Raw genomic sequence first — 18,653 nt, 5'->3', positions numbered from 1 at the left:
CGACCATGACCGCACCTGTTCCCAAGCCCTGGATCATGGAAATCGCCCCCTATGTGCCGGGGCGCTCCACCACCGACGACGGCCGCAAGGTCTCGAAGCTCTCGTCCAACGAGAACCCGCTCGGCACCTCGCCCAAGGCGCGCGCGGCGTTCCTGACCGCCGCGACCAGCCTCGAGCGCTATCCCGATGCCAGCGCCGTCGAGCTGCGCGAGACGATCGCGGCGAAATACGGCCTCGATCCCGCGCGGATCATCTATGGCAATGGTTCGGACGAAGTGCTGCATCTCGCTGCGGGCGCCTTTGCCGGCCCGGGCGACGAGATCATCTACGTCCATTACGGCTTCACCGTGTATCCGATCGCCACCCGCCGCGTCGGCGCGACGCCGGTGGTGGCGCCGGACAGGGACTATGCGACCGATGTCGACGCCATCCTCGCCTCGGTGACCGAGCGCACGAGGATCGTCTTCGTCGCCAACCCCAACAACCCGACCGGCACTTATGCGCCGCGCAGCGAGATCCTGCGCCTCCATGCCGGCCTGCCCGGCCATGTGCTGCTCGTGCTCGACCATGCCTATGCCGAATATATCGAAGGCGACGACGACGATGGCGGCATGGAGCTGGCCCGCACCGCGCCCAACGTGCTGGTGACACGCACCTTCTCCAAGATGTACGGCCTCGCCGCCGAACGGATCGGCTGGGGCTATGCCTCGGCCCCGATCATCGAGGCGATGCACCGTATCCGCCTGCCCTTCTCTATCACCATCGCCGGCACCGCGGCGGCGGTCGCGGCGCTGGGCGATGCCGATTTCGTCGCCCACACCAAGGCGCACAATGCGCAGTGGCGCCGCTGGTTCGCGGACGAGATCGCCAAGCTGGGCAACAAGGGCCTGCGCGCCGTGCCGAGCCAGGCGAATTTCGTCCTCGTGCTGTTCGAGGGCCATCTCACCGCCGAGGCAGCCTACAAGGGGCTGATGGACGCCGGCTATATCGTCCGCTGGCTGCCCGGACAGGGGCTGCCGCACGGCCTGCGCATCACCATCGGCACCGAGGACGAGACGCGCGGCGTGATCGCGGCGCTTCGCAGCCTGGCGGGCGAGGACTGATGCTGCCCGCGCCTGCGGAAGACGGGCGGCAGCAGCCGCCCTTTGCCCGGGTGACGATCATCGGCCTGGGCCTGATCGGCTCTTCGATCGCGCGGGCGGTGAAGCAGCACATGCCGAGCGTGCGCGTGACCGGCTTCGACGCCGATCCGGCGGTGCGCGGGACCGCGGTGCGCATCGCGCTGTGCGACGACGTCGCCGACACCGCCGGCACCTCGGTGATCGACGCCGATCTCGTCATCCTCTGCGTCCCCGTCGGCGCGATGGGCGCGGCGGCGGCGGGCATCGCCGCAGACCTGCCCGCCGATGCGATCGTCAGCGATGTCGGCTCGTGCAAGGAAAGCGTGGTCGAGGCGGTGCGTGCCGCGCTGCCGGATGCGACCTTCGTTCCCGCGCATCCGGTGGCGGGCACCGAGAATAGCGGCCCCGAGGCCGGCTTCGCCTCGCTGTTCCATGGCCGCTGGTGCATCGTCACGCCGGCGGAGGGCACCGACGTGCCGGCCGTGGAGCGGGTGCGCGAATTCTGGAAGCGGCTGGGCGCCGAGGTCGAGACGATGGCGCCCGATCATCACGATCGCGTGCTGGCGGTGACCAGCCACCTGCCCCACCTGATCGCCTATACGATCGTCGGCACCGCGTCGGACATGGAGGAAGTCACCCAGTCCGAGGTCATCAAATATTCGGCCGGCGGCTTCCGCGACTTCACGCGCATCGCCGCCTCGGACCCGACGATGTGGCGCGACGTGTTCCTGGCGAACAAGGAAGCGGTGCTCGACATGCTCCAGCGCTTTTCCGAGGACCTGACCGCGCTCCAGCGCGCGATCCGCTGGGGCAAGGGCGACGAGCTGTTCGAACTGTTCAGCCGGACCCGCGCGATCCGCCGCTCGATCATCGAGCAGGGCCAGGACGACGCGGCGCCCGATTTCGGCCGCACGCACGACTAGCTGCCGGCGGGAACGACGCCGACGCTTCGCGACCGGCACCGGCCCGCGATTCACCCGTTCAGTGCGTTGATCCCGGCATGCACCCGCGCCTCGGCCTCTGCGCGCGGCAGGCCGGGCGGGATCATCGGCTCGAACCGGAAGGTGACGACGCCCGGTCTCTTGATGCCGTGCTTGGGCCAGACATGGCCGCTCTTCACTGCGATCGGCACCACGGGCAGGTCGAGCATCCGATACAGCCCGGCAAAGCCCGAACGGAGCTCCGGCTTCTCGCCCGGCTTCACGCGCGTTCCTTCGGGGAAGATCATCACCGACCGGCCCTGCTTCAATGCGGCCTGCGCATCCTTCATCATCGCGCGGAGCGCCGAGGCATTGGCGGTGCGGTTGACGATGATGACGCCGTAGCGCCGCGCCGCCCAGCCCCAGAGCGGGATCCGCGCCAGCTCGCGCTTCATCACCGTGGCGGGCGAGCCCAGCAGCCGGCTCAGCTCCAAGGCCTCGAACAGCGATTCGTGCTTGCCCGCGAACAGCACCGGGCCCTTGGGAATCTCGCCCTCGATCTTCACCCGGATCCCCAGGATCCAGCGCGCCGACCAGCGCATCAGCGCCACCCAGCCCATCGCATAGCTGCGCAGCGCGTCGCCGCCCAGCAGCGCGACGAAGGGCACGAGCAGCACCATCGGCACCGAGAGGCCGTAGAAGAAGATCGAGAAGGCGAGCGTGCGGAGCAGGTTCATCAGCTGCCGCCCAGCAGCAGCGCGATCCGCCGCACGAGATATTTGTGATATTCGCGGAACAGCATCGCGAAGCCCGGCTGGCTGCGCACCGGATCGCCGATCACCTCGACGCCCCGCAGGGCGTGGGCCAGCTCGAGCCGGGCGCGCGGCATGTGCCAGTCGGACGTCACCAGCCGCACCGTCCTGTACCGGTGCTCCTTCACCCATTCCGCGGTTTCCTCCGCGTTGGAGCGGGTGTCGACCGCCTGCCAGCCCAGGTCCACGCAGCAGCGCATCAGCTTCCGGTCGATCTTGTATTCCGCGGCGAACTCGCCGGGGCGCACATCGGGATCGACGCCGCTGACCAGCATCCGCTGGGCATCGCCCGCGCGCAGCACCTCAAGCCCGCGGTCGATTCGCTTCGATCCGCCGGTCAGCACCACGATCGCGTCGGTCTTGCGGTTCTCCAGCGGGTGGCCGAGCGAGAGCATGAACGCCGCGAAGCCGAGCAGCCAGGCGATCACCACCAGGGCGATGAGGCGCAGGATCACAGCGTGCGGCCCAGCGCACGCAGCACGGTGCTCCGCGCCGCGAAGGTGGCGAGCAGTGCGAAGCCCAGCGGCAGCAGCAGGAGCAGGAACCAGTCGCGCTGCTGCAGCGCCACGCCGCTCAGCATCTCCGAGCCCACCAGCGCCATGCGCGACTGGAGGAACCAGACGAGCCCCAGCGCCGCCGCGGAGCCGAGCAGGCCGCCGAACAGCGTGTCGAACGCGATCCGCCGCTGGAACAGGCGGGCAATCTGGACATCGGTGGAGCCGAGCATGTGCAGCACATCGATGGTGTCGCGGTGCGTGTCCAGCCCCGAACGCGCGGCGAGCAGCACCACGGCAGCGGTGGCGGTGGCGATCAGCAGCATCAGCCCCACCGCGAGCCAGCTCATCGTGGTCATGAAGCTGCGCACCGGCGAGAGCCATTGCGCATGCCGGTCGATCCGGGCGCCCGGGGCGATGGCGCGGGCGGTGCGCTCGACCATGGCCAGGCTGCTGCCATGCACTTCGACGTCGATCATCGCCGGCATCGGCAGGTCGGGATCGAGCCCGGTGTCGCCCAGCCAGGGCTTGAGCAGCTCGGCCAGCCGCTGGCGATCGACTTCGGCGGCGCGCGCCACGCCGGGGATCCTCGCCACCGCCGCGCGGATCGCCGCCGCCTCGCCGTCGCGCGTCGCGGCATCGGGTTCGACGATCTGGATGGTCAGCCGCCCCGCCAGCTGGCGATCGAGCTGCGCGGTGGCGGCGAACATGCCCAGCCCCAGCGCGCCGGCGAGCACGGTGAGGAACAGCATGATCGCCATGATCCAGGTCATGGCGCGCGTGCGCCGGCTCTCGTCGAGCAGGCGGCGGTCGGGCGCATTGGGGTTGAGGCTCAGCTTCATGCGCGCCCCGGCGGATTGCGCAAGGCGCCGGTCGGATCGTTGAGCCGGCCCTTTTCGAGCCGCATCATGTGCGCGTTGGGAATGCGGTTGAGCAGGTGGAAGTCGTGCGTGGCGACCACGACGGTGGTGCCCAGGCGATTGAGGCTGTCGAACAAGTGCAGCAGCCGCTCGGCCATGTCGGGATCGACATTGCCGGTCGGCTCGTCGGCGACCAGCAGTTCGGGGCGGCCGATCACCGCGCGGGCGATGGCGATGCGCTGCTGCTCGCCGCCGGAGAGCGTCGGCGGCCGGGCCCGGCCGCGATCGGTCAGCCCCACCCAGGCGAGCATCTCGCGCACCGGCGCCTCGATATCGCCTTCCGACACGCCCGCCACCCGCAGGGGGAGCGCGATATTGTCATAGGCGGAAAGATGGGGAACGAGGCGGAAGTCCTGGAACACCACGCCGATCCGCCGGCGAAAGCCGGGCAGGCGCGCGCGGGGCAGGGCGCCGGCATCCTCGCCGAACAGGCGCACCGTGCCGCGGCTCGGCCGCTGGGCCAGATAGAGGAGCTTGAGCAGCGAGGTCTTGCCCGCGCCGGAGGGGCCAGTGAGGAAATAGAAGGCGCCCGTGTTCAGCGTGAAGCTGACGTCCGAGAGAGTCTCGTCGCCCGAACCATAGCGCAGGCCGACATTCTCGAATTGGACGATGCTGGCCATCTGGCTCCCGGCGCTTCCCTCGCCCCTGCCATCGCACAGCCGCTGGCGGCTCACAAGAAGCTGGGGATACTCGGGCACGGGACTCTTGTGGGCGCGAATCGATGGGTCTAGAATCGTGACAATCGGGCGACGGGGCCCGTCTTGTGAGCCGCGCGTAATGATCCTCGAATGCAGCCAGTGCCGTACTCGCTACCTGGTGCCCGACAGCGCCATCGGCGCCGATGGCCGCACCGTGCGCTGCGCGAGCTGCAAGCATAGCTGGTTCCAGGCGCCGGCCGCGCTCGACCTGACGACGCGGGCCACGGCTGCCGACGGCCCGGTCACCCAGGCCTCCGATCGCGTGGCCGAGCCGCCGAGGCGTGAAGCGCCGGCGCCGCGGGTGTTCGACGATGCCTCGATCACCGCCGCGGCCGGCGGGCCGGCGCCGGACTATGATCCCTTCGCGCCCCAGCCGCCGTTCAAGCCGCGGCGCAACCCCGCCCGGCGCTGGACCGCGGCCGCGTTCGTGGCCGGCTTCTCGATGCTGCTCGGCACCGGGGCGATCCTCTATTCGGGCGCGCCCGGGCTGGCGGCACAGATGGGGCTGGGCCTCGGCATGGGCCGCGAAGTCGAGACGCCGCTGGTCTTCGCCGACAAGAATGCCGAGCTGCGTACCCAGACCAATGGCAGCGAATTGTTCATGATCTCGGGCAAGGTCGCCAATCCCACCGCGGACAAGCAGCGCGTGCCCGACATCCGCATCGAGCTCCGGGACAAGCAGAACCAGCTGGTCTATAGCTGGCGGGTGACGCCGCAGGTCCGCGAGATCGGCCCCAAGCAGACGATCGACTTCAATTCGGCCCAGCTCGACCCGCCGCGCAACGCAAGCACGGCGCGGCTGAGCTTCGCTACCGAAATCGGCGGCTGACCCACCAGAGCCGCGCGCCATGGAGCGCGGCGGCGACGACCATCCCGAATCCCGAAGCGAGGACGAGGCCGGTTGCGCCCCAGCCTGCGAGGTGGACAAAGGCCAGCCCCGCCCCGCCGGTGACGAGGAAGAAGGCGATCACCGAGTTGATGCCGGCCACCACCTGGTCGCCCAGCGAGCGCAGCGCATAGACGCATACCACCTGGATCCCGTCGAACAGGATGAAGGGGGCCCAGACGGGCAGCATGGCGAGCGCCAGGCCGTGCACCTGGGGTATCGCGGGGAACAGCGCGACGAAGGGATGCGGTATCAGGATCAGCAAGGCCGCGAGCAGGCCCGTCGCCAGCGCCGCCAGCGCGGCGGCGATGGCGGCGCGGCGCGCCGCTTCCCGGGGGACGCCTTCGCCCACCGCATTGCCCGCGCGCACGCCCGCCGCCGATCCGAGCCCCAGCGCCACCGAGAAGGTCACGTTGTGGATCGAGAAGACGATCTGGAAGGCGTGGGTGGTGACTTCCCCCAGCTCGGTCGAGAGGGCGATCAGGATCGAGAAGCCGACCAGCTCCAGGCCCGAGGCGATGGCGGGGACCAGGCCGAACAGCGCCAGCCCCAGCGCGCCCTTCAGCGAAGCGCGGCTGAAGATGCCGGCCAGATCGTGCACGCCGCGCTGCCTTGCCCGGGGCAGGGTCCAGGCCGCGCCGATCATCCCCGCCGCGCCCAGCGCCGAGGCGATGGTGGTGGCCAGCGCCGCGCCGACGGCGCCCATGGCGGGCAAGCCGAGATGGCCGGCGGACAGGGCCCAGGCGAGCAATGCGTTGACCGGCAGGATCGCAAGGTTGACGACCGTCACGCGCTGCGGCCGGCTCACCCCTTCCAGGAAGAAGCTCGCGGTGACGATCAGCAGCTGGAAGGGATAGGCGAGCGCCATCACCCGCACCACGTCCCCTGCCATCGGCGCGATCTCGCCCGCCACGCCGATGCCGCGCAGCATCGGTTCGGCAAGGGCGAAGAGCGTCAGCGCGCTGATCATGCCCAGCACGGTGGCGAGCAACAGCCCCTGGTGGAACGCGCGGCCGGTGCCGGGCAGGTCCTTCGCGCCATCGGCCCGCGAGACATGGACGAGCACGCCCGAAAGCGCACCCAGCCCCATCACGATGCCCGGGAAGGTGAGCGCGCGGCTCGCCCCCAGCGCGGCCACTTCCTCGGTGCCGGTGAAGCCGACGACGATCACGTCGGTGACGTGCAGGATCGTCCAGTTCAGGCTGGTCAGCGCCACCGGCCATGCAAGCGACAGGATTCGGCGCATCTCGGCGGAAAGGGCGGGGGACAGGCGCATGGGAGGGCGCGCCTAGCGGATTTCGCGCCGTTTGGAAAAGCGTACGGCAATGGCTTGCATTGTCCGAAACGCATTGCTAGGGGCCGCTGCCTTACCAGCCGTCGGTATTCATCCGGCGGAGTTTCACGTGCGGTCGTGGCGGAACTGGTAGACGCGCAACGTTGAGGTCGTTGTGGCCGAAAGGCCGTGGAAGTTCGAGTCTTCTCGACCGCACCAGTGAAAGATGCAGCGCCCGGCGGAGCCGGGCGCAGCCCTCCCCGCGGTGCCGCGATTTTTTCCAGGACCGGGCAAACTTCTGCGACAAGTGGCGATTAGCCACGCCCCATTCATGCAAGCGGTGTCAGGTGCGCCGCGGGGTTTTCGACGAGGGTGGGGGATTGATGCGTTCGACGTTGAAGCTGGGTTGCGCGGTTGCCGGTCTGCTCGTCGGTGCGATGCCCGGTGGGGCATGGGCCCAGGCGCAGCAGCAGCCCGCGCCTTCGCCGGCCCAGGATCGCCCCGCACGGCAACACCCCTCGCAGCCGGCCGCCGCGCAGGAGCAAGGCTCGGACGAGCTGGGCGACGAGGGCACGATCGTCGTCAACGGCGTGCTGCCCGGCGCGGTCAAGACCGACGTCAAGCCCGAGGTCCAGCTCAATCCGGCCGATATCCGCGCCTATGGCGCCTCGAACGTCTCGGAACTGATCACGGCGCTGCAGGCGCAGCTCGGCAGCAGCTCGGGGCGCGGCGACGAGCAGCCGGTGATCCTGATCAGCGGCCGCCGCTCGAGCATGAACGAAGTCCGCGACCTGCCGACCGAGGCGATCGAGCGGATCGACATCCTGCCCGAGGAAGTCGCGCTGCAATATGGCTATGGCGCCACGCAGAAGGTGATCAACGTCGTGCTGCGCAACCGCTTCCGCGCGCTCACCACCGTGCTGGAAGGGCAGATGCCCACCGCCGGCGGCAATGCGACCGAGAGCGCCAACCTCAACATCCTGAAGCTCAACCGCGACGGGCGGGTGACGCTGGACGTCAAATATAATCAGAATTCCGCGATCCTAGAGAGCGAGCGCGGGGTCAGCCGCGTCGGAAATTCGCTGTTCGATACGCGCGGCAACATCACCGGCATCGGCGGCGCGGAGATCGATCCCGCGCTGAGCGCGCTCGCCGGCATGCCGGTGACGATCGCCGGCGTGCCGGCGGGGGCGGCCGGCAGCCTGCAATCGCTCGCCGCCTATGCCGCCAATGCCAATGATCCCAACGTCACCGATCTCACGCCCTATCGCACGCTGGTGGGGCCGGCGAAGAACCTGACGATCAGCGGCATCTACAACCGCGCGCTCTCGCCCAAGGTGAGTGCCACCGCCACCGTCAATCTGGACGTCAACGAGAGCGAATCCTGGCTGGGCCTGCCGAGTGCGACCTTGCTCCTGCCTGCCGGCAACCCGTTCTCGCCCTTCGGCCAGAATGTCGAGCTGCGGCGCTACTACGACAATCTCAATCCGCTCACCCGCTCGAGCGGCAGCCAGTCGCTGCGCGGCGAAGTGACGATCAACGGCGACAGTTCGCCCTGGATCAACAGCTGGCGCTGGTCGGTCAACGCCAATTACCAGCAGACCGGTAGCGACACCACGACGACGCGCGGCGTCGATCCCGTCGCGATGCAGGCGCTGCTCAATGCCAATGACGCCGGTTTCAATCCGTTCGCGGCGATCCCCTATGGCCTGGTCGGGAGCCGGCCGGACGACTGGACGGAATCGACCACCAAGGTCGGCAATGTCGAGTTCCTCACCAACGGCCCGCTGTTCAAGCTGCCCGCGGGCGACGTGACCACCAGCATCCGCGTGGCGGGCCGCACCAACGATCTTTCGGGCAAGTCCTTCCGCGCGGGCCAGTCCAGCGCCAGCGACATCTCGCGCGACATCGGCGCGGTGCGCGGCAACATCACCATCCCGATCACCAGCCGCCGCCGGGCGGTGCTCGACGCGATCGGCGACTTCTCGGTCAATGCCAATTTCGAGATCGAGCAGCTCTCGGACTTCGGCCGGCTGACCACCACCGGCTATGGCTTCAACTGGTCGCCCATCACCCAGGTCCAGGCGATCGTCAGCTTCATCAACGACAGCAACGCGCCGACGCCGGGCCAGCTCGGCAATCCCGTGGTCACCACGCCCAACGTGCCCATCTATGATTTCGTGCGCGGCGAGAGCGTCAACATCACCCAGATCACCGGCGGCAACCCGCAGCTCGGCGCCGACAGCCGGCACGTATTCCGCCTCGGCCTCAACATCCGGCCGTTCACCGAGACCAATCTCGGCATCGTGGTGAACTACACCAATGTGCGCTTCCGCAACGCGATCCAGAATTTCCCGGGCGCTTCGGAGGAACTCGAGGCCGCCTTCCCCGATCGTTTCGTGCGGGACGGCAGCGGACGGCTGCTCAGCCTCGATACGCGCCCGGTGAACTATGACCGGACCGCGCATTCCGAACTGCGCTGGGGCTTCAACCTGTTCATTCCCATCGCCTCGCCCCAGCAGAAGCGCATGCGCGAGCGCCGCGAGGCGTTCATGAAGGCGCGCGAGGAATCGCGCCGCACCGGCCAGCCCATGCCGGCCGAGATGACGGCGATGTTCGACCAGTTCCGCCGCCTCGGCCAGCAATCGAGCCTGTTCGGCGGCACGCTGAGCCAGCAGTTCCGCGGTCCGCGCCCCGAGGGGCAGCAGGGCCAGGGACCGCAGCCGGACCAGGGCCAGGGACGCGTGCAGACCGACGGGCCGGGCCAGGGCCCCGGCGGCGGCCCGGGCGGCGATGGCGGCCCGCGCCGCTTCGGTGGGCCCGGCGGCGGTGGCGGCGGTGGCCGCGGCGGTTTTGGCGGCGGGGGCGGCGGCAACCGCATCCTGCTCAGCGCCTATCACACCTGGGTGCTCAAGGACGAGATCCAGATCCGGCCGGGCCTGCCCGTGATCGACCGGCTGGACGGCGAGGGCTCGCAGTCGATCGCGGCGCACCGGGTGGATTTCACCGCCGGCATCAAGCGCGACGCGCTGCTGCTCCAGCTCAACGGCAACTGGCAGAGCGGCACCCGCACCACCAGCGGCACCGCGGCGATTCCGGGCAGCGCCACCGAGCTCAACTTCGGCAGCCTAGCCAAGCTGAACCTGCTGGCCGAGTTCAATCCGGGCCAGGATATCGACTTCCTGCTCAAGCACCCCTGGTTCCGCGGCTCGCGGGTGCAGTTCCGGGTCGACAACCTGTTCGATGCCCGGCAGCGGGTGACCGACCAGAACGGCGTGACGCCTTCGGCCTATGCGCCCAATCTGCGCGATCCGATCGGCCGCACGATCAAGCTCACCTTCCGCAAGCAGTTCTTCTGATCGGCGATCAGCGCGGCAATGGCGTCCCGGCCTCGCGGCTGGCGCGCAGGCCGGGGCGGAAACGGCCCTGCTGGTCCTGGTCCATGATCCGGCGATAGAGCAGGGTGATCGAGACGCGGCGGTTGCGCGGATCGGCGGGGTTGTCGACGATCAGCGGCTCGCGGTCGGCCACGCCCTCGATCCGCTCGAAGCGCATCTCGGTCACGCCGCCGGAGAGCAGCCGCCGGCGCGTGGCTTCGGCGCGGCCGCTCGACAACATCCAGTTGTTCATCGCCAGCGGGTCGCCATAGCCCAGGCTGTCGGTATGGCCGCGGATCATGATCGGGTTTTCCATGCCCTTGATCGAGTCCGCGATCGTGCCGATCAGCGCGCTCGCCTCGGGCACCAGCGCCGTGGTGCCCAGGTTGAACATCGAATAATTGGCATCGTCGAGCAGGTCGATCCGCATCCCGTCGCGCGTCGGCACGAAGCGGACGTGATTGGCGAGCTTCGAAAGCGCCGGCGTCGTCCGCATCCGCTCGCGGATCCGCTTGGCGGTCTCGTCGAAATTCTTCTGGTCCTGCTGGGTCAGCGCGCGCTGATCCTTCAGCGTGCCCTTGGCGCCGGTGCCGACATTGTTGCCGCCGCTGCCGCCCACCGGCACGGTGAGCGCCCGCGTGCCGGTCTGCGAGGCCTTGCCCGGATAATTGTCGCGCTGGTTGATCGCCTCGCCGCCGAACAGGCCGTTCGAGCCGGCGCTGTTCTGCTTCAGCTCGACCAGCGTCGGCGCGAAATAGTCGGCGAGCGCCTTGCGCTGCTTCTCGGTGGTGGCGCCCAGGATCCAGAGCAGCAGGAAGAACGCCATCATCGCGGTCACGAAGTCGGCATAGGCCACTTTCCAGGCGCCGCCGTGATGGCCGCCATGCCCCTCGACATAGATCTTCTTGACGATGATCTTGGGCGGCGCGTTGATGCCGTGGGGAGCGCGCGCGGTCGCCATGGCCTAGCGCCCCCGCAGCCCGTCGAACACCTCGCCGAAGCCCGGCTGGTTGGCGTACGCGATGCTGGAGCGGGCGGCCTCGATCACCAGCGGCTGCGGATGGCCGTGGAGCGAGGCGATGATGATCTGCTTCACCACGTGATAGATCGCCGAATCGGCGTCGATCACCTGCTGCAGGCGGCCCGCCAGCGGCGCGACGATGCCATAGGCCAGCAGCACGCCCATGAAGGTGCCGACAAGCGCCGAGCCGATCATCGCGCCCAGGATGCTCGGCGGCTTGTCGATCGAGCCCATCGTCTTCACCACGCCGAGCACGGCGGCGACGATGCCGAGCGCCGGCAGCGCGTCGCCCAGCGACTGGAGCGTGGTCTGCGGACCCTGCACCTCGTGGTGGTGGGTCTTGATCGAATTGTCCATCACCTCCTCGACCGCGTGCACGTCGAGCGTGCCCGACGAGACGACGACGAGGCGGAGCGTGTCGGTGATCAGGTTGATCAGCGTGTGGTCGGCGAGCAGGCGCGGATATTCGGCGAAGATCGCGCTCGACTTGGGATCCTCGACATGCGGCTCGAGCGCGATCGGCCCTTCGGTCCGCAGCATCTTCATCAGCTTGGAGACCAGGAAGATCGTGTCGAGATAGTCCTGCTTCTTGTACTTGGGGCCCTTCAGCACCTTGACCAGGCCGCCGCCGAGCGCCTTCAGCTCCTTCATCGAATTGCCGATGACGAGCGCGCCCATCGCGGCACCGCCGATGATCAGCATCTCGTGCGGAATGGCCTCGAGCACGGGGCCGAGCGCGCCGCCGGTGATCGCGAAACCACCAAAGACCATCGCGAGCAGGATGACGAGGCCGATTGCCGGAAACATGTGCGCGAAGAACCCCTATTTTGACGTCTCGGTTAACGACCGTTTCGCCGTTATCTTCAGCGGAAAAACGTGGTTAATTCGTTACCGGGGCGAATTATTTCGCCGTTTCGCTTGGATTTTCCGGGGGACCGCCTAGTCGGGATCGACGTTCCGCCCTGTCCCTTCCGCTCCCGGCGGCAAGGGAGGAAGTTGAATGTCGCGGCCTCCCCCTTCCGTCATGCCGAACGCGTTTCGGCATTCAATTCTCCACCCGCGATATCGCTGGTGGCACGCTGGACCCTGAAACAAGTTCAGGGTGACGACGGAAGTTGGGCGCCTGCCTGTGCCTATTTGAGATGGTTACTTGATATAGTCGAACAGCGACACGCTGTTCAGCTTGGAGAAGCTGGCCTGGGTGGCCTGAAGCACGGTCAGCGTCTTCTGCAGGTTCGCCACCGCGGTGGGGATGTCGGTATCCTCGATGCCCGAGCGCGTGGCCTCGCGGGTCTCCGCCACGTCGGTCAGCCGGTCCGCCTGGAGATCGAGCCGCGCGCCGCGGGCGCCGACCGAGGCGCGCGCCAACGCCACCGTGTCGAGCGAGGCATTGATTCCGTTCAGCGCCGTGGCGCCGGCCGCCTGCACGTTGCCGCCGGTCTTGAGCGCATCGGCAAGGTTGCCCAGGGTCGCGAAAATGTCGGCGCCGGCGGGGCTGAACACCCGCTGGCCGCTGATCGTCGGCTGGATGTTCTCGCCGTCGCCGATCGGGATGGCCGAGGGCTCGCCGGTGCCGGCGAAGCTGATCGAGCCGTCGGCGTTCTTCACATAGGCGGCATCGCCGGTCGCGCCGCCGAACAGCGGCTGGCCGCGAATGTCGTCCTTGGTGTTGGCGAGGGCGAACAGCGTGTCGCGGATCGAACTCAACTCCTCGCCGATCGACGCGCGATCCGAATCCGAAAGCGTGTCGTTCTTGGCGCGCGTCGCGAGTTCGAGGGCGCGCTGGAGCTGCGTCTCGACGCCCTCCAGCGTCTGGTCGGTCTGCGAGACCACGCCCTGGGCGACGGTGATGTTGGCCTTGTAGGTCGCGTCCGCGGTGGTGGCGCGCTTGATCTGCTGCAGCTTGATATAGGCCGCCGCGTCCGAGACCGCGGTCACGCCCAGCTTGGTCGTGGCGATCTGGGTCTGGGTCTTGTCGGCCTCGGCGGTGAGCTGGGTCATCAGCGACACCGGCCGGCCGTACATCTGCGAAGTGGAGATGCGCATGATCGTCTACCTGATATCGAGGATGGATTGCAGCGTCTCGCGCGCGATCTGGATCACGCGAGTGGACGCCTGATAGGCTTGCTGGAAGCGCATCAGGTCGACCGCTTCCTCGTCGATGTTCACGCCGCTCACCGAATCGCGCGCCGAGACGGCGGCGTCGCGGATCGCGGTCTGCGCGTCGGCCACGCTGTTGCGGCCCGAAAGCGCCGCGCCATTGGCCGCGGTGAGATCGGTCACGCCCTGCTCGAACTTGCCGCTGGTGCGCAGCGTCTCGAAGCCGGCGAGGTTCGCATTGTCGCGCGGGCCCGCGCCCGCGGCGGCGGCGGCGATCCCGCGCGGATCGGTCATGACCGTGGCGAGCTGATAGGCGGGGTCGCCCACCGTGAAGATCGGCTGGCCGGCACTGCCCTGCAGGTTGCTGCCCGCCGCCTGGACGGCATTGGCGCCCTCGGCGAAATCCCTGGCCATCTGGCTGATCTGGTCGCGGGCCGCCGCGATGCGTCCGCCGCTCTCGGCGATGCCGGCGAGGGCGCCGCCGCCCGGCGACATCGGCTGGACCTGGCCGCTGCTCTGCTTGACTGCGAAGGAGAAAGCGCCCTCGTCGTTGCTCACCTGCGAGACCTGGGCCGCCTGCGCGCCCTCGACCAGCAGCGGGCCGGTATTGCCGCCGGCATGCACGGTGGCCCGGCCGTAATTGTCGAAGCTCACCGTCACGTCGGTCAGCGCGCTCATCTGCTCGAGCATCTGGTCGCGCTGGTCGAGCAGGGCCGCCTGGCCGGCGGTGCCTTCATTGGCGCGGGCCAGGCCGGCATTGACCTTGGCGAGGCTGGCCGAGAGATTGTTGAGCTGCGTCACCGCGGTTTCGGCCGAGGCCTTGAGATCGGACATCGCGCCGTCGAGCGCCTTGCCCGTCGCGCCGAAGGCGGCGGCGACGCCCGCGGCATTCTCGAGCATCGTCGCGCGCGCGGGCAGCGCGGTCGGGTCTGCCGCCACGGCCTTGGCCGAAGTGAAGAAGGCGGTCAGCTGGTCGCCCAGCTTGTTCTGGGTCAGGCTGCTGTCGATCCGCCCCAGCCAGGTGGCGCCGGCGAGCGTGCGGGCAAGGTCGGAGCTCGCGCTGCGCACCTCGGTCGCCTTGAAGGCATCGGCCGCGCGGGTGACGCCGCCGACATTGGCGCCCAGGCCCGAATTGATCGCGCTGGTGTTGCCGCCGGTGGCGACGACTTCGCGGACCGTGGCGACGCGGCGCGAATAGCCCGCGGTCGCGCCATTGGCGATATTGTCCGAGGTGGTGGCGAGCGCCGATTGATAGGCGCGCGCGCCGCTGGCGCCGATCGAAAGCAGGTCGGTCATTTGACGGTGCCTCCTTGCGCGGCTGCCGATGCGGCGCCGGGTTCCGCGGCCGCCTCGGTCTTCATGCTCTTGGCCAGGAAGGCGGTCATCGCCTTGCCGATGCCGATCGGGGCGTGCACGGCCATGCTCTGGGCCAGCTGCTGGTCCTGCATGTCGCGGAACTGGTCCTCGCCCTTGCTGTCGAACAGCCCGTCGCCCAGTTTCGCCTGGCGCATCGATTTCAGCATCATGCCCGTGAAGACGGCCTCGAAGCGCTGGCCGGCGGCTTCGAGATTCTCCTTGGACGCCAGGCGCGACGTATCGGTCGACACGCCGCCCGACGGGCTGCCGATGGGGCCGAGCAGCTTGCTCACAGGACGATCAGCTCGGCCTTGAGCGCGCCGGCTTCCTTGAGCGCCTCGAGGATGGCGACGAGGTCCGCCGGCGACGCGCCGATCGCGTTCACCGCCTTGACGACGTCGGAAAGCTTGGGGCCCGGTGCCATCAGGAACATGGGTCGCTTCTCCTCTTCCACGCCCAGCGTGCTGTGCTGCTCGGTGCGGGTCTCGCCCTTGCTGAACGGTGCGGGCTGGCTGACGCGCTGATTCTCATCAATACGAACGGTCAGTTTACCATGCGTTACCGCCGCCGGGCTGACGCGGACGGCCGAGTTGATCACCACCGTGCCGGTGCGCGCGTTGACGATCACCTTGGCGGGCGCTTCCGCGGCCTCGACGGTGAGGTTCTCGACTTCGCTCATCAGCTCGGCGCGGACGTCCCGGCCCGCGGGAGCCTGGATGGCGATCGAGACGCCGTCGATGGCGCGGGCGCGCCCGGTGCCGAAGCGGAGGTTGATCGCGTCCTGCACGCGCTGCGCCGTGGTGAAGTCGGCCCGGGCGAGGTTGAAGGTGAGGAAGGGCGACTTGTCGAAGCCGGTATCGACCGTGCGCTCGACCGTGGCCCCTTCCGGGATGCGGCCCGACGACGGCGTGTTGACGACGATCTTCGAGCCGTCGGCCCCTTCGGCGCCGAGGCCGCCGACCGCGAGATTGCCCTGTGCCATCGCATAGATCTGGCCGTCGGCGCCCTGGAGCGGGGTGAGGATCAGCGTGCCGCCGCGCAGCGACTTGGCCTTGCCCATCGACGATACGGTGATGTCGAGCTTCTGGCCCGGCTTGGCGAAGGGGGGCAGCTCGGCGGTGATCATCACCACCGCGGCGTTCTTCAGCCCCGGCGCCACGCCCTGGGGCAGCTGCAGGCCGAAGCGCGAGGCGACGCCCTTCATCGACTGGACGGTATATTCCAGATTGTCGTCGCCCGTGCCCGGCAGGCCGACGACGATGCCATAGCCCGTGAGCTGGTTGGTACGGATGCCCTGGAACCCGCCCAGGTCCTTTACGCGCTGGGCATGCGCTGCGGGAGTGGCGGCAGCGCCAAGAGCAATTGCCGCGAGGGCGGCGAGGGCGAGGAAGCGGCGGATCATCTGGCTGGCTCCGGCTCTTAGAAGGGGCTGATCACGGAGAAGAACCGGCTCAGCCAGCCCTGGCGGCTGGCGCGGGCGACGTCGCCCTTGCCGGTATAGGCGATGCGGGCATCGGCGACGCGGGTCGAGAGCACGCGGTTGTTCGCGTCGATGTCGGCGGTGCGCACCAGCCCCTTGATCTGGACGAACTCGTCGCCCCGGTTGAGGGTCACGCGCTTCTGGCCCTGCACCAGCATCGTGCCGTTGGGATAGACGGCGGCGACGGTGACGCTGATCTCGCCCGACAGCGCATTGGCCTGGTCGGCCGTGCCGGTGCCGCCAAAGTTGCGCTTGCCGCTCACGCTGGCGTCGCTTTCCTTGAACAGCGAGAGCGCGCCGGTGGTGGGCGGCGTCAGGCCGAAGCCGCCGCCGCTGTCGAGCTTGCTGCCCGCCGACTTGGACGCGGCGGTCTTCTCGACCAGCAGGATGGTCAGCGGATCGCCCACGCGGCGCGCGCGCATGCCCTCGTAGAGCGCGGCATAGCCGTCGCCCGCCTGGAAGATGCCGCCATTGGCCGGCGGCTGGGCGGCGATCGGCGCGGGAAGCGTCGCGGAAAAATCCTCCGTCTGCTTCTTCTTGCCGATGCCCAGGAACTGCGCCTGGGCGGGCGTCGCGGCGAAGGCGAGCCCGGCGGCGAGCAGTGCGGCGGTGGCGAGGGCGTGAAGATGCTTCATGATCCGCCCCTCAGATGTTCTGGTTGACATATTTGAGCATCTCGTCGGTCGCCGAGATCATCTTCGAGTTCACCTCATAGGCGCGCTGGGTCTCGATCATGTCGACCAGCTCCTCGACGACGTTGACGTTCGAGCCCTCGAGCATGCCCTGGCGGATCGTGCCGCGGCCTTCGATGCCGGCATTGCCGAGCGCGACCGTGCCGCTCGCCGGCGTCTCGATCAGGTAATTGTCGCCCACCGCCTGGAGCCCCGCCGGATTGGGGAAGCTCGCCACCTGGATCTGGCCGATCTGGGTGAGGTCGGTCTGGTTCGGCATCTGCGCCGAAACGGTGCCGTCACTGCCGACGGTGACCGAGATGGCGCCTTCGGGAATGGTGACGCCGGGCATCACCTGATAGCCTTCGGCGGTGACCAGCTGGCCCTCGGCCGAGCGCGAGAAATTGCCCGCCCGGGTATAGCCCAGGCCGCCGCCGGGCAGCTGGATCTGGAAATAGCCATTGCCATCGATCGCCATGTCGAGGCCGTTGCCCGTGGTCTGGAGCGAGCCCTGCGTCTCGAGCCGCTGCGTGCCCTGGATGCGCACGCCGGTGCCCAGGTTCAGGCCGGTCGCGTATTTGGTCTCCGCGGTCGAGGCGGCGCCGGGCGCGGTGACGACCTGATAGGCGAGCGTCTCGAAGCTGGCGCGGTCCTTCTTGAACGCCGTGGTGTTCACGTTCGCCAGGTTGTTCGAGATGACCCGCATGCGCGTGTCCTGAGCATCGAGGCCCGTGCGCGCGATGTGCAGTGCTGCCGATCCCATGTTCTAACTCCTCAATCAGGACGGCATCCGCATCAGCGATGCGGTGCTCTCGTCCATGTTCTTGGCTTCCTTGAGCAGGCTGGCCTGCACTTCGTAAGCGCGCTGGTTCTCGATCATGTCGACCAGCGCCTGCGTCAGGTTCACGTTCGATTGCTCGAGCGAACCGGAAGTCACCTTGGCGTCCATGTCCTCGGGCAGCACGCCGCCGCCCTTCACATGGAGAAGATTGTCGAGCCCCTTGGCGGTCTGGCTGCCGCCGGTGCTCGCCAGCTTGATCTTGCCGACTTCCTGGGGCTGGGTCGGGTCGCCGCCGCGCGGCACGATGGAAATGGTGCCGTCCTCGGCGATGCTGATCTTGTCGGCGGGCGGCACGGTGATGGGGCCCCCCGACCCCATCACCGGGAAACCGTCGCCGGTTTCCAGCACGCCCGAGGGCGCGATCCGGAGATCGCCGCGCCTCGTATAGGCTTCGGTGCCGTCGGTCGCCTGGACCGCGATCCAGGCGTCGCCGTTCACCGCGACGTCGAGCGGGTTGCCGGTCTGGACCATCGTGCCCTTCGAGCGGTCGAAGTCGCTGACTTCCTCCGCGGCAAGCTGGCGCGAGTCCATTCCGGTGCCCTGCAGGACCAGCCGGTCGAAGCTGACGCGTTCGGCGCGGAAGCCGATGGTCGAGGCGTTCGCGATGTTGTTCGCGATCGTCGCCTGCGACTGCATCTGGCTCCTGAGCCCCGACATCGCGGTATAGACAAGCCGGTCCATTG

Annotated in this window: 18 protein-coding genes and 1 tRNA gene; 5 read left to right on the top strand and 14 right to left on the bottom strand. The window is 68.6% G+C overall.

Annotation, left to right across the window (positions count from 1 at the left end; all coding sequences use genetic code 11):
- The first annotated feature begins 5 nt into the window (after positions 1–5).
- Complete coding sequence (hisC, locus tag CAP40_RS02225; RefSeq protein WP_086127715.1) at positions 6–1,103, top strand: histidinol-phosphate transaminase; 1,098 nt, start codon at positions 6–8, stop codon at positions 1,101–1,103.
- Positions 1,103–2,044, top strand: coding sequence for a prephenate/arogenate dehydrogenase family protein (locus CAP40_RS02220; protein WP_086127714.1), 942 nt, complete (start codon positions 1,103–1,105; stop codon positions 2,042–2,044). The genes hisC and CAP40_RS02220 overlap by 1 nt, the downstream gene beginning before the upstream one ends.
- Before the next feature lie 50 nt (positions 2,045–2,094).
- Here CAP40_RS02220 and CAP40_RS02215 read toward each other — a convergent pair whose 3' ends face one another.
- Genes CAP40_RS02215 through ftsE form a run of 4 tightly spaced genes read right to left on the bottom strand, consistent with a single transcriptional unit; the run spans position 2,095 to position 4,887 of the window.
- Positions 2,095–2,778, bottom strand: a complete 684-nt coding sequence (locus CAP40_RS02215) for a 1-acyl-sn-glycerol-3-phosphate acyltransferase (protein WP_086127713.1) — start codon at positions 2,776–2,778, stop codon at positions 2,095–2,097.
- The gene (locus tag CAP40_RS02210; protein ID WP_086127712.1) at positions 2,778–3,308 is read right to left on the bottom strand and encodes a YdcF family protein; all 531 of its coding nucleotides are present in this window, start codon (positions 3,306–3,308) and stop codon (positions 2,778–2,780) included. Before CAP40_RS02210 ends, CAP40_RS02215 begins: the two co-directional genes overlap by 1 nt.
- Positions 3,305–4,189, bottom strand: coding sequence for an ABC transporter permease (locus tag CAP40_RS02205; RefSeq protein WP_086127711.1), 885 nt, complete (start codon positions 4,187–4,189; stop codon positions 3,305–3,307). Before CAP40_RS02205 ends, CAP40_RS02210 begins: the two co-directional genes overlap by 4 nt.
- Positions 4,186–4,887 carry a cell division ATP-binding protein FtsE gene (gene ftsE, locus CAP40_RS02200; protein ID WP_086128406.1) on the bottom strand — a complete coding sequence of 234 codons (702 nt, stop codon included), beginning with the start codon at positions 4,885–4,887 and terminating at the stop codon, positions 4,186–4,188. The genes CAP40_RS02205 and ftsE overlap by 4 nt, the downstream gene beginning before the upstream one ends.
- 157 nt (positions 4,888–5,044) lie before the next feature.
- Between ftsE and CAP40_RS02195 the strand changes: the two genes are divergently transcribed.
- Positions 5,045–5,794 carry an MJ0042-type zinc finger domain-containing protein gene (locus CAP40_RS02195; RefSeq protein ID WP_086127710.1) on the top strand — a complete coding sequence of 250 codons (750 nt, stop codon included), beginning with the start codon at positions 5,045–5,047 and terminating at the stop codon, positions 5,792–5,794.
- Here CAP40_RS02195 and CAP40_RS02190 read toward each other — a convergent pair.
- The gene (locus CAP40_RS02190; protein ID WP_086127709.1) at positions 5,775–7,127 is read right to left on the bottom strand and encodes an MATE family efflux transporter; all 1,353 of its coding nucleotides are present in this window, start codon (positions 7,125–7,127) and stop codon (positions 5,775–5,777) included. The two genes, CAP40_RS02195 and CAP40_RS02190, sit on opposite strands and share 20 nt — an antisense overlap.
- 129 nt (positions 7,128–7,256) lie before the next feature.
- Here CAP40_RS02190 and CAP40_RS02185 point away from each other — a divergent pair.
- Both CAP40_RS02185 and CAP40_RS20325 read left to right on the top strand, forming a co-directional pair.
- Positions 7,257–7,343 (top strand) — tRNA-Leu (locus tag CAP40_RS02185).
- A 164-nt stretch (positions 7,344–7,507) separates the two neighbouring features.
- Positions 7,508–10,483 (top strand): hypothetical protein, encoded by a 2,976-nt coding sequence (locus tag CAP40_RS20325; protein ID WP_086127708.1) that lies wholly within the window; start codon positions 7,508–7,510, stop codon positions 10,481–10,483.
- 7 nt (positions 10,484–10,490) lie between these two features.
- Here the strand turns inward: CAP40_RS20325 and CAP40_RS02175 are convergent, their stop codons facing one another.
- The 9 genes from CAP40_RS02175 to flgF all read right to left on the bottom strand — a co-directional run bounded on the left by CAP40_RS02175 (position 10,491) and on the right by flgF (position 18,651).
- On the bottom strand, positions 10,491–11,462 hold the full coding sequence (locus CAP40_RS02175) for a flagellar motor protein MotB (RefSeq protein ID WP_086127707.1): 972 nt from the start codon (positions 11,460–11,462) through the stop codon (positions 10,491–10,493).
- A 3-nt stretch (positions 11,463–11,465) separates the two neighbouring features.
- Positions 11,466–12,329, bottom strand: a complete 864-nt coding sequence (gene motA, locus CAP40_RS02170) for a flagellar motor stator protein MotA (RefSeq protein WP_086127706.1) — start codon at positions 12,327–12,329, stop codon at positions 11,466–11,468.
- Between the two features lie 339 nt (positions 12,330–12,668).
- A complete protein-coding gene (locus tag CAP40_RS02165) occupies positions 12,669–13,568 on the bottom strand; it encodes a flagellin (protein ID WP_086127705.1) in 900 nt (299 codons plus the stop codon).
- A gap of 6 nt (positions 13,569–13,574) precedes the next feature.
- Positions 13,575–14,918, bottom strand: a complete 1,344-nt coding sequence (gene flgK / locus CAP40_RS02160) for a flagellar hook-associated protein FlgK (RefSeq protein WP_086127704.1) — start codon at positions 14,916–14,918, stop codon at positions 13,575–13,577.
- Positions 14,915–15,271, bottom strand: coding sequence for a rod-binding protein (locus CAP40_RS02155; protein ID WP_144034202.1), 357 nt, complete (start codon positions 15,269–15,271; stop codon positions 14,915–14,917). The genes flgK and CAP40_RS02155 overlap by 4 nt, the downstream gene beginning before the upstream one ends.
- Positions 15,268–16,380: a flagellar basal body P-ring protein FlgI gene (locus CAP40_RS02150; RefSeq protein ID WP_086127703.1), complete on the bottom strand. Its 1,113-nt coding sequence runs from the start codon at positions 16,378–16,380 to the stop codon at positions 15,268–15,270. The genes CAP40_RS02155 and CAP40_RS02150 overlap by 4 nt, the downstream gene beginning before the upstream one ends.
- 17 nt (positions 16,381–16,397) lie before the next feature.
- Positions 16,398–17,093 (bottom strand): flagellar basal body L-ring protein FlgH, encoded by a 696-nt coding sequence (locus CAP40_RS02145; RefSeq protein ID WP_086127702.1) that lies wholly within the window; start codon positions 17,091–17,093, stop codon positions 16,398–16,400.
- Positions 17,094–17,103: 10 nt separating this feature from the next.
- A complete protein-coding gene (flgG, locus tag CAP40_RS02140; protein WP_086127701.1) occupies positions 17,104–17,892 on the bottom strand; it encodes a flagellar basal-body rod protein FlgG in 789 nt (262 codons plus the stop codon).
- Between the two features lie 15 nt (positions 17,893–17,907).
- Positions 17,908–18,651 (bottom strand): flagellar basal-body rod protein FlgF, encoded by a 744-nt coding sequence (gene flgF, locus CAP40_RS02135; RefSeq protein WP_086127700.1) that lies wholly within the window; start codon positions 18,649–18,651, stop codon positions 17,908–17,910.
- Between the last annotated feature and the right edge of the window lie 2 nt (positions 18,652–18,653).

The sequence above is a fragment of the Sphingomonas sp. IBVSS2 genome (genome assembly GCF_002127225.1).
Classification (GTDB): Bacteria; Pseudomonadota; Alphaproteobacteria; order Sphingomonadales; family Sphingomonadaceae; genus Sphingomonas.
This window is presented reverse-complemented; position numbering and strand designations above follow the sequence as displayed.

Coding starts and splice junctions, on each gene's coding strand:
- hisC (WP_086127715.1), top strand. CDS start 6: ATGACCGCACCTGTTCCCAAGCCCTGGATCATGGAAATCGCCCCCTAT.
- CAP40_RS02220 (WP_086127714.1), top strand. CDS start 1,103: ATGCTGCCCGCGCCTGCGGAAGACGGGCGGCAGCAGCCGCCCTTTGCC.
- CAP40_RS02215 (WP_086127713.1), bottom strand. CDS start 2,778: ATGAACCTGCTCCGCACGCTCGCCTTCTCGATCTTCTTCTACGGCCTC.
- CAP40_RS02205 (WP_086127711.1), bottom strand. CDS start 4,189: ATGAAGCTGAGCCTCAACCCCAATGCGCCCGACCGCCGCCTGCTCGAC.
- ftsE (WP_086128406.1), bottom strand. CDS start 4,887: ATGGCCAGCATCGTCCAATTCGAGAATGTCGGCCTGCGCTATGGTTCG.
- CAP40_RS02195 (WP_086127710.1), top strand. CDS start 5,045: ATGATCCTCGAATGCAGCCAGTGCCGTACTCGCTACCTGGTGCCCGAC.
- CAP40_RS02190 (WP_086127709.1), bottom strand. CDS start 7,127: ATGCGCCTGTCCCCCGCCCTTTCCGCCGAGATGCGCCGAATCCTGTCG.
- CAP40_RS20325 (WP_086127708.1), top strand. CDS start 7,508: ATGCGTTCGACGTTGAAGCTGGGTTGCGCGGTTGCCGGTCTGCTCGTC.
- CAP40_RS02175 (WP_086127707.1), bottom strand. CDS start 11,462: ATGGCGACCGCGCGCGCTCCCCACGGCATCAACGCGCCGCCCAAGATC.
- motA (WP_086127706.1), bottom strand. CDS start 12,329: ATGTTTCCGGCAATCGGCCTCGTCATCCTGCTCGCGATGGTCTTTGGT.
- CAP40_RS02165 (WP_086127705.1), bottom strand. CDS start 13,568: ATGCGCATCTCCACTTCGCAGATGTACGGCCGGCCGGTGTCGCTGATG.
- flgK (WP_086127704.1), bottom strand. CDS start 14,918: ATGACCGACCTGCTTTCGATCGGCGCCAGCGGCGCGCGCGCCTATCAA.
- CAP40_RS02150 (WP_086127703.1), bottom strand. CDS start 16,380: ATGATCCGCCGCTTCCTCGCCCTCGCCGCCCTCGCGGCAATTGCTCTT.
- CAP40_RS02145 (WP_086127702.1), bottom strand. CDS start 17,093: ATGAAGCATCTTCACGCCCTCGCCACCGCCGCACTGCTCGCCGCCGGG.
- flgG (WP_086127701.1), bottom strand. CDS start 17,892: ATGGGATCGGCAGCACTGCACATCGCGCGCACGGGCCTCGATGCTCAG.
- flgF (WP_086127700.1), bottom strand. CDS start 18,651: ATGGACCGGCTTGTCTATACCGCGATGTCGGGGCTCAGGAGCCAGATG.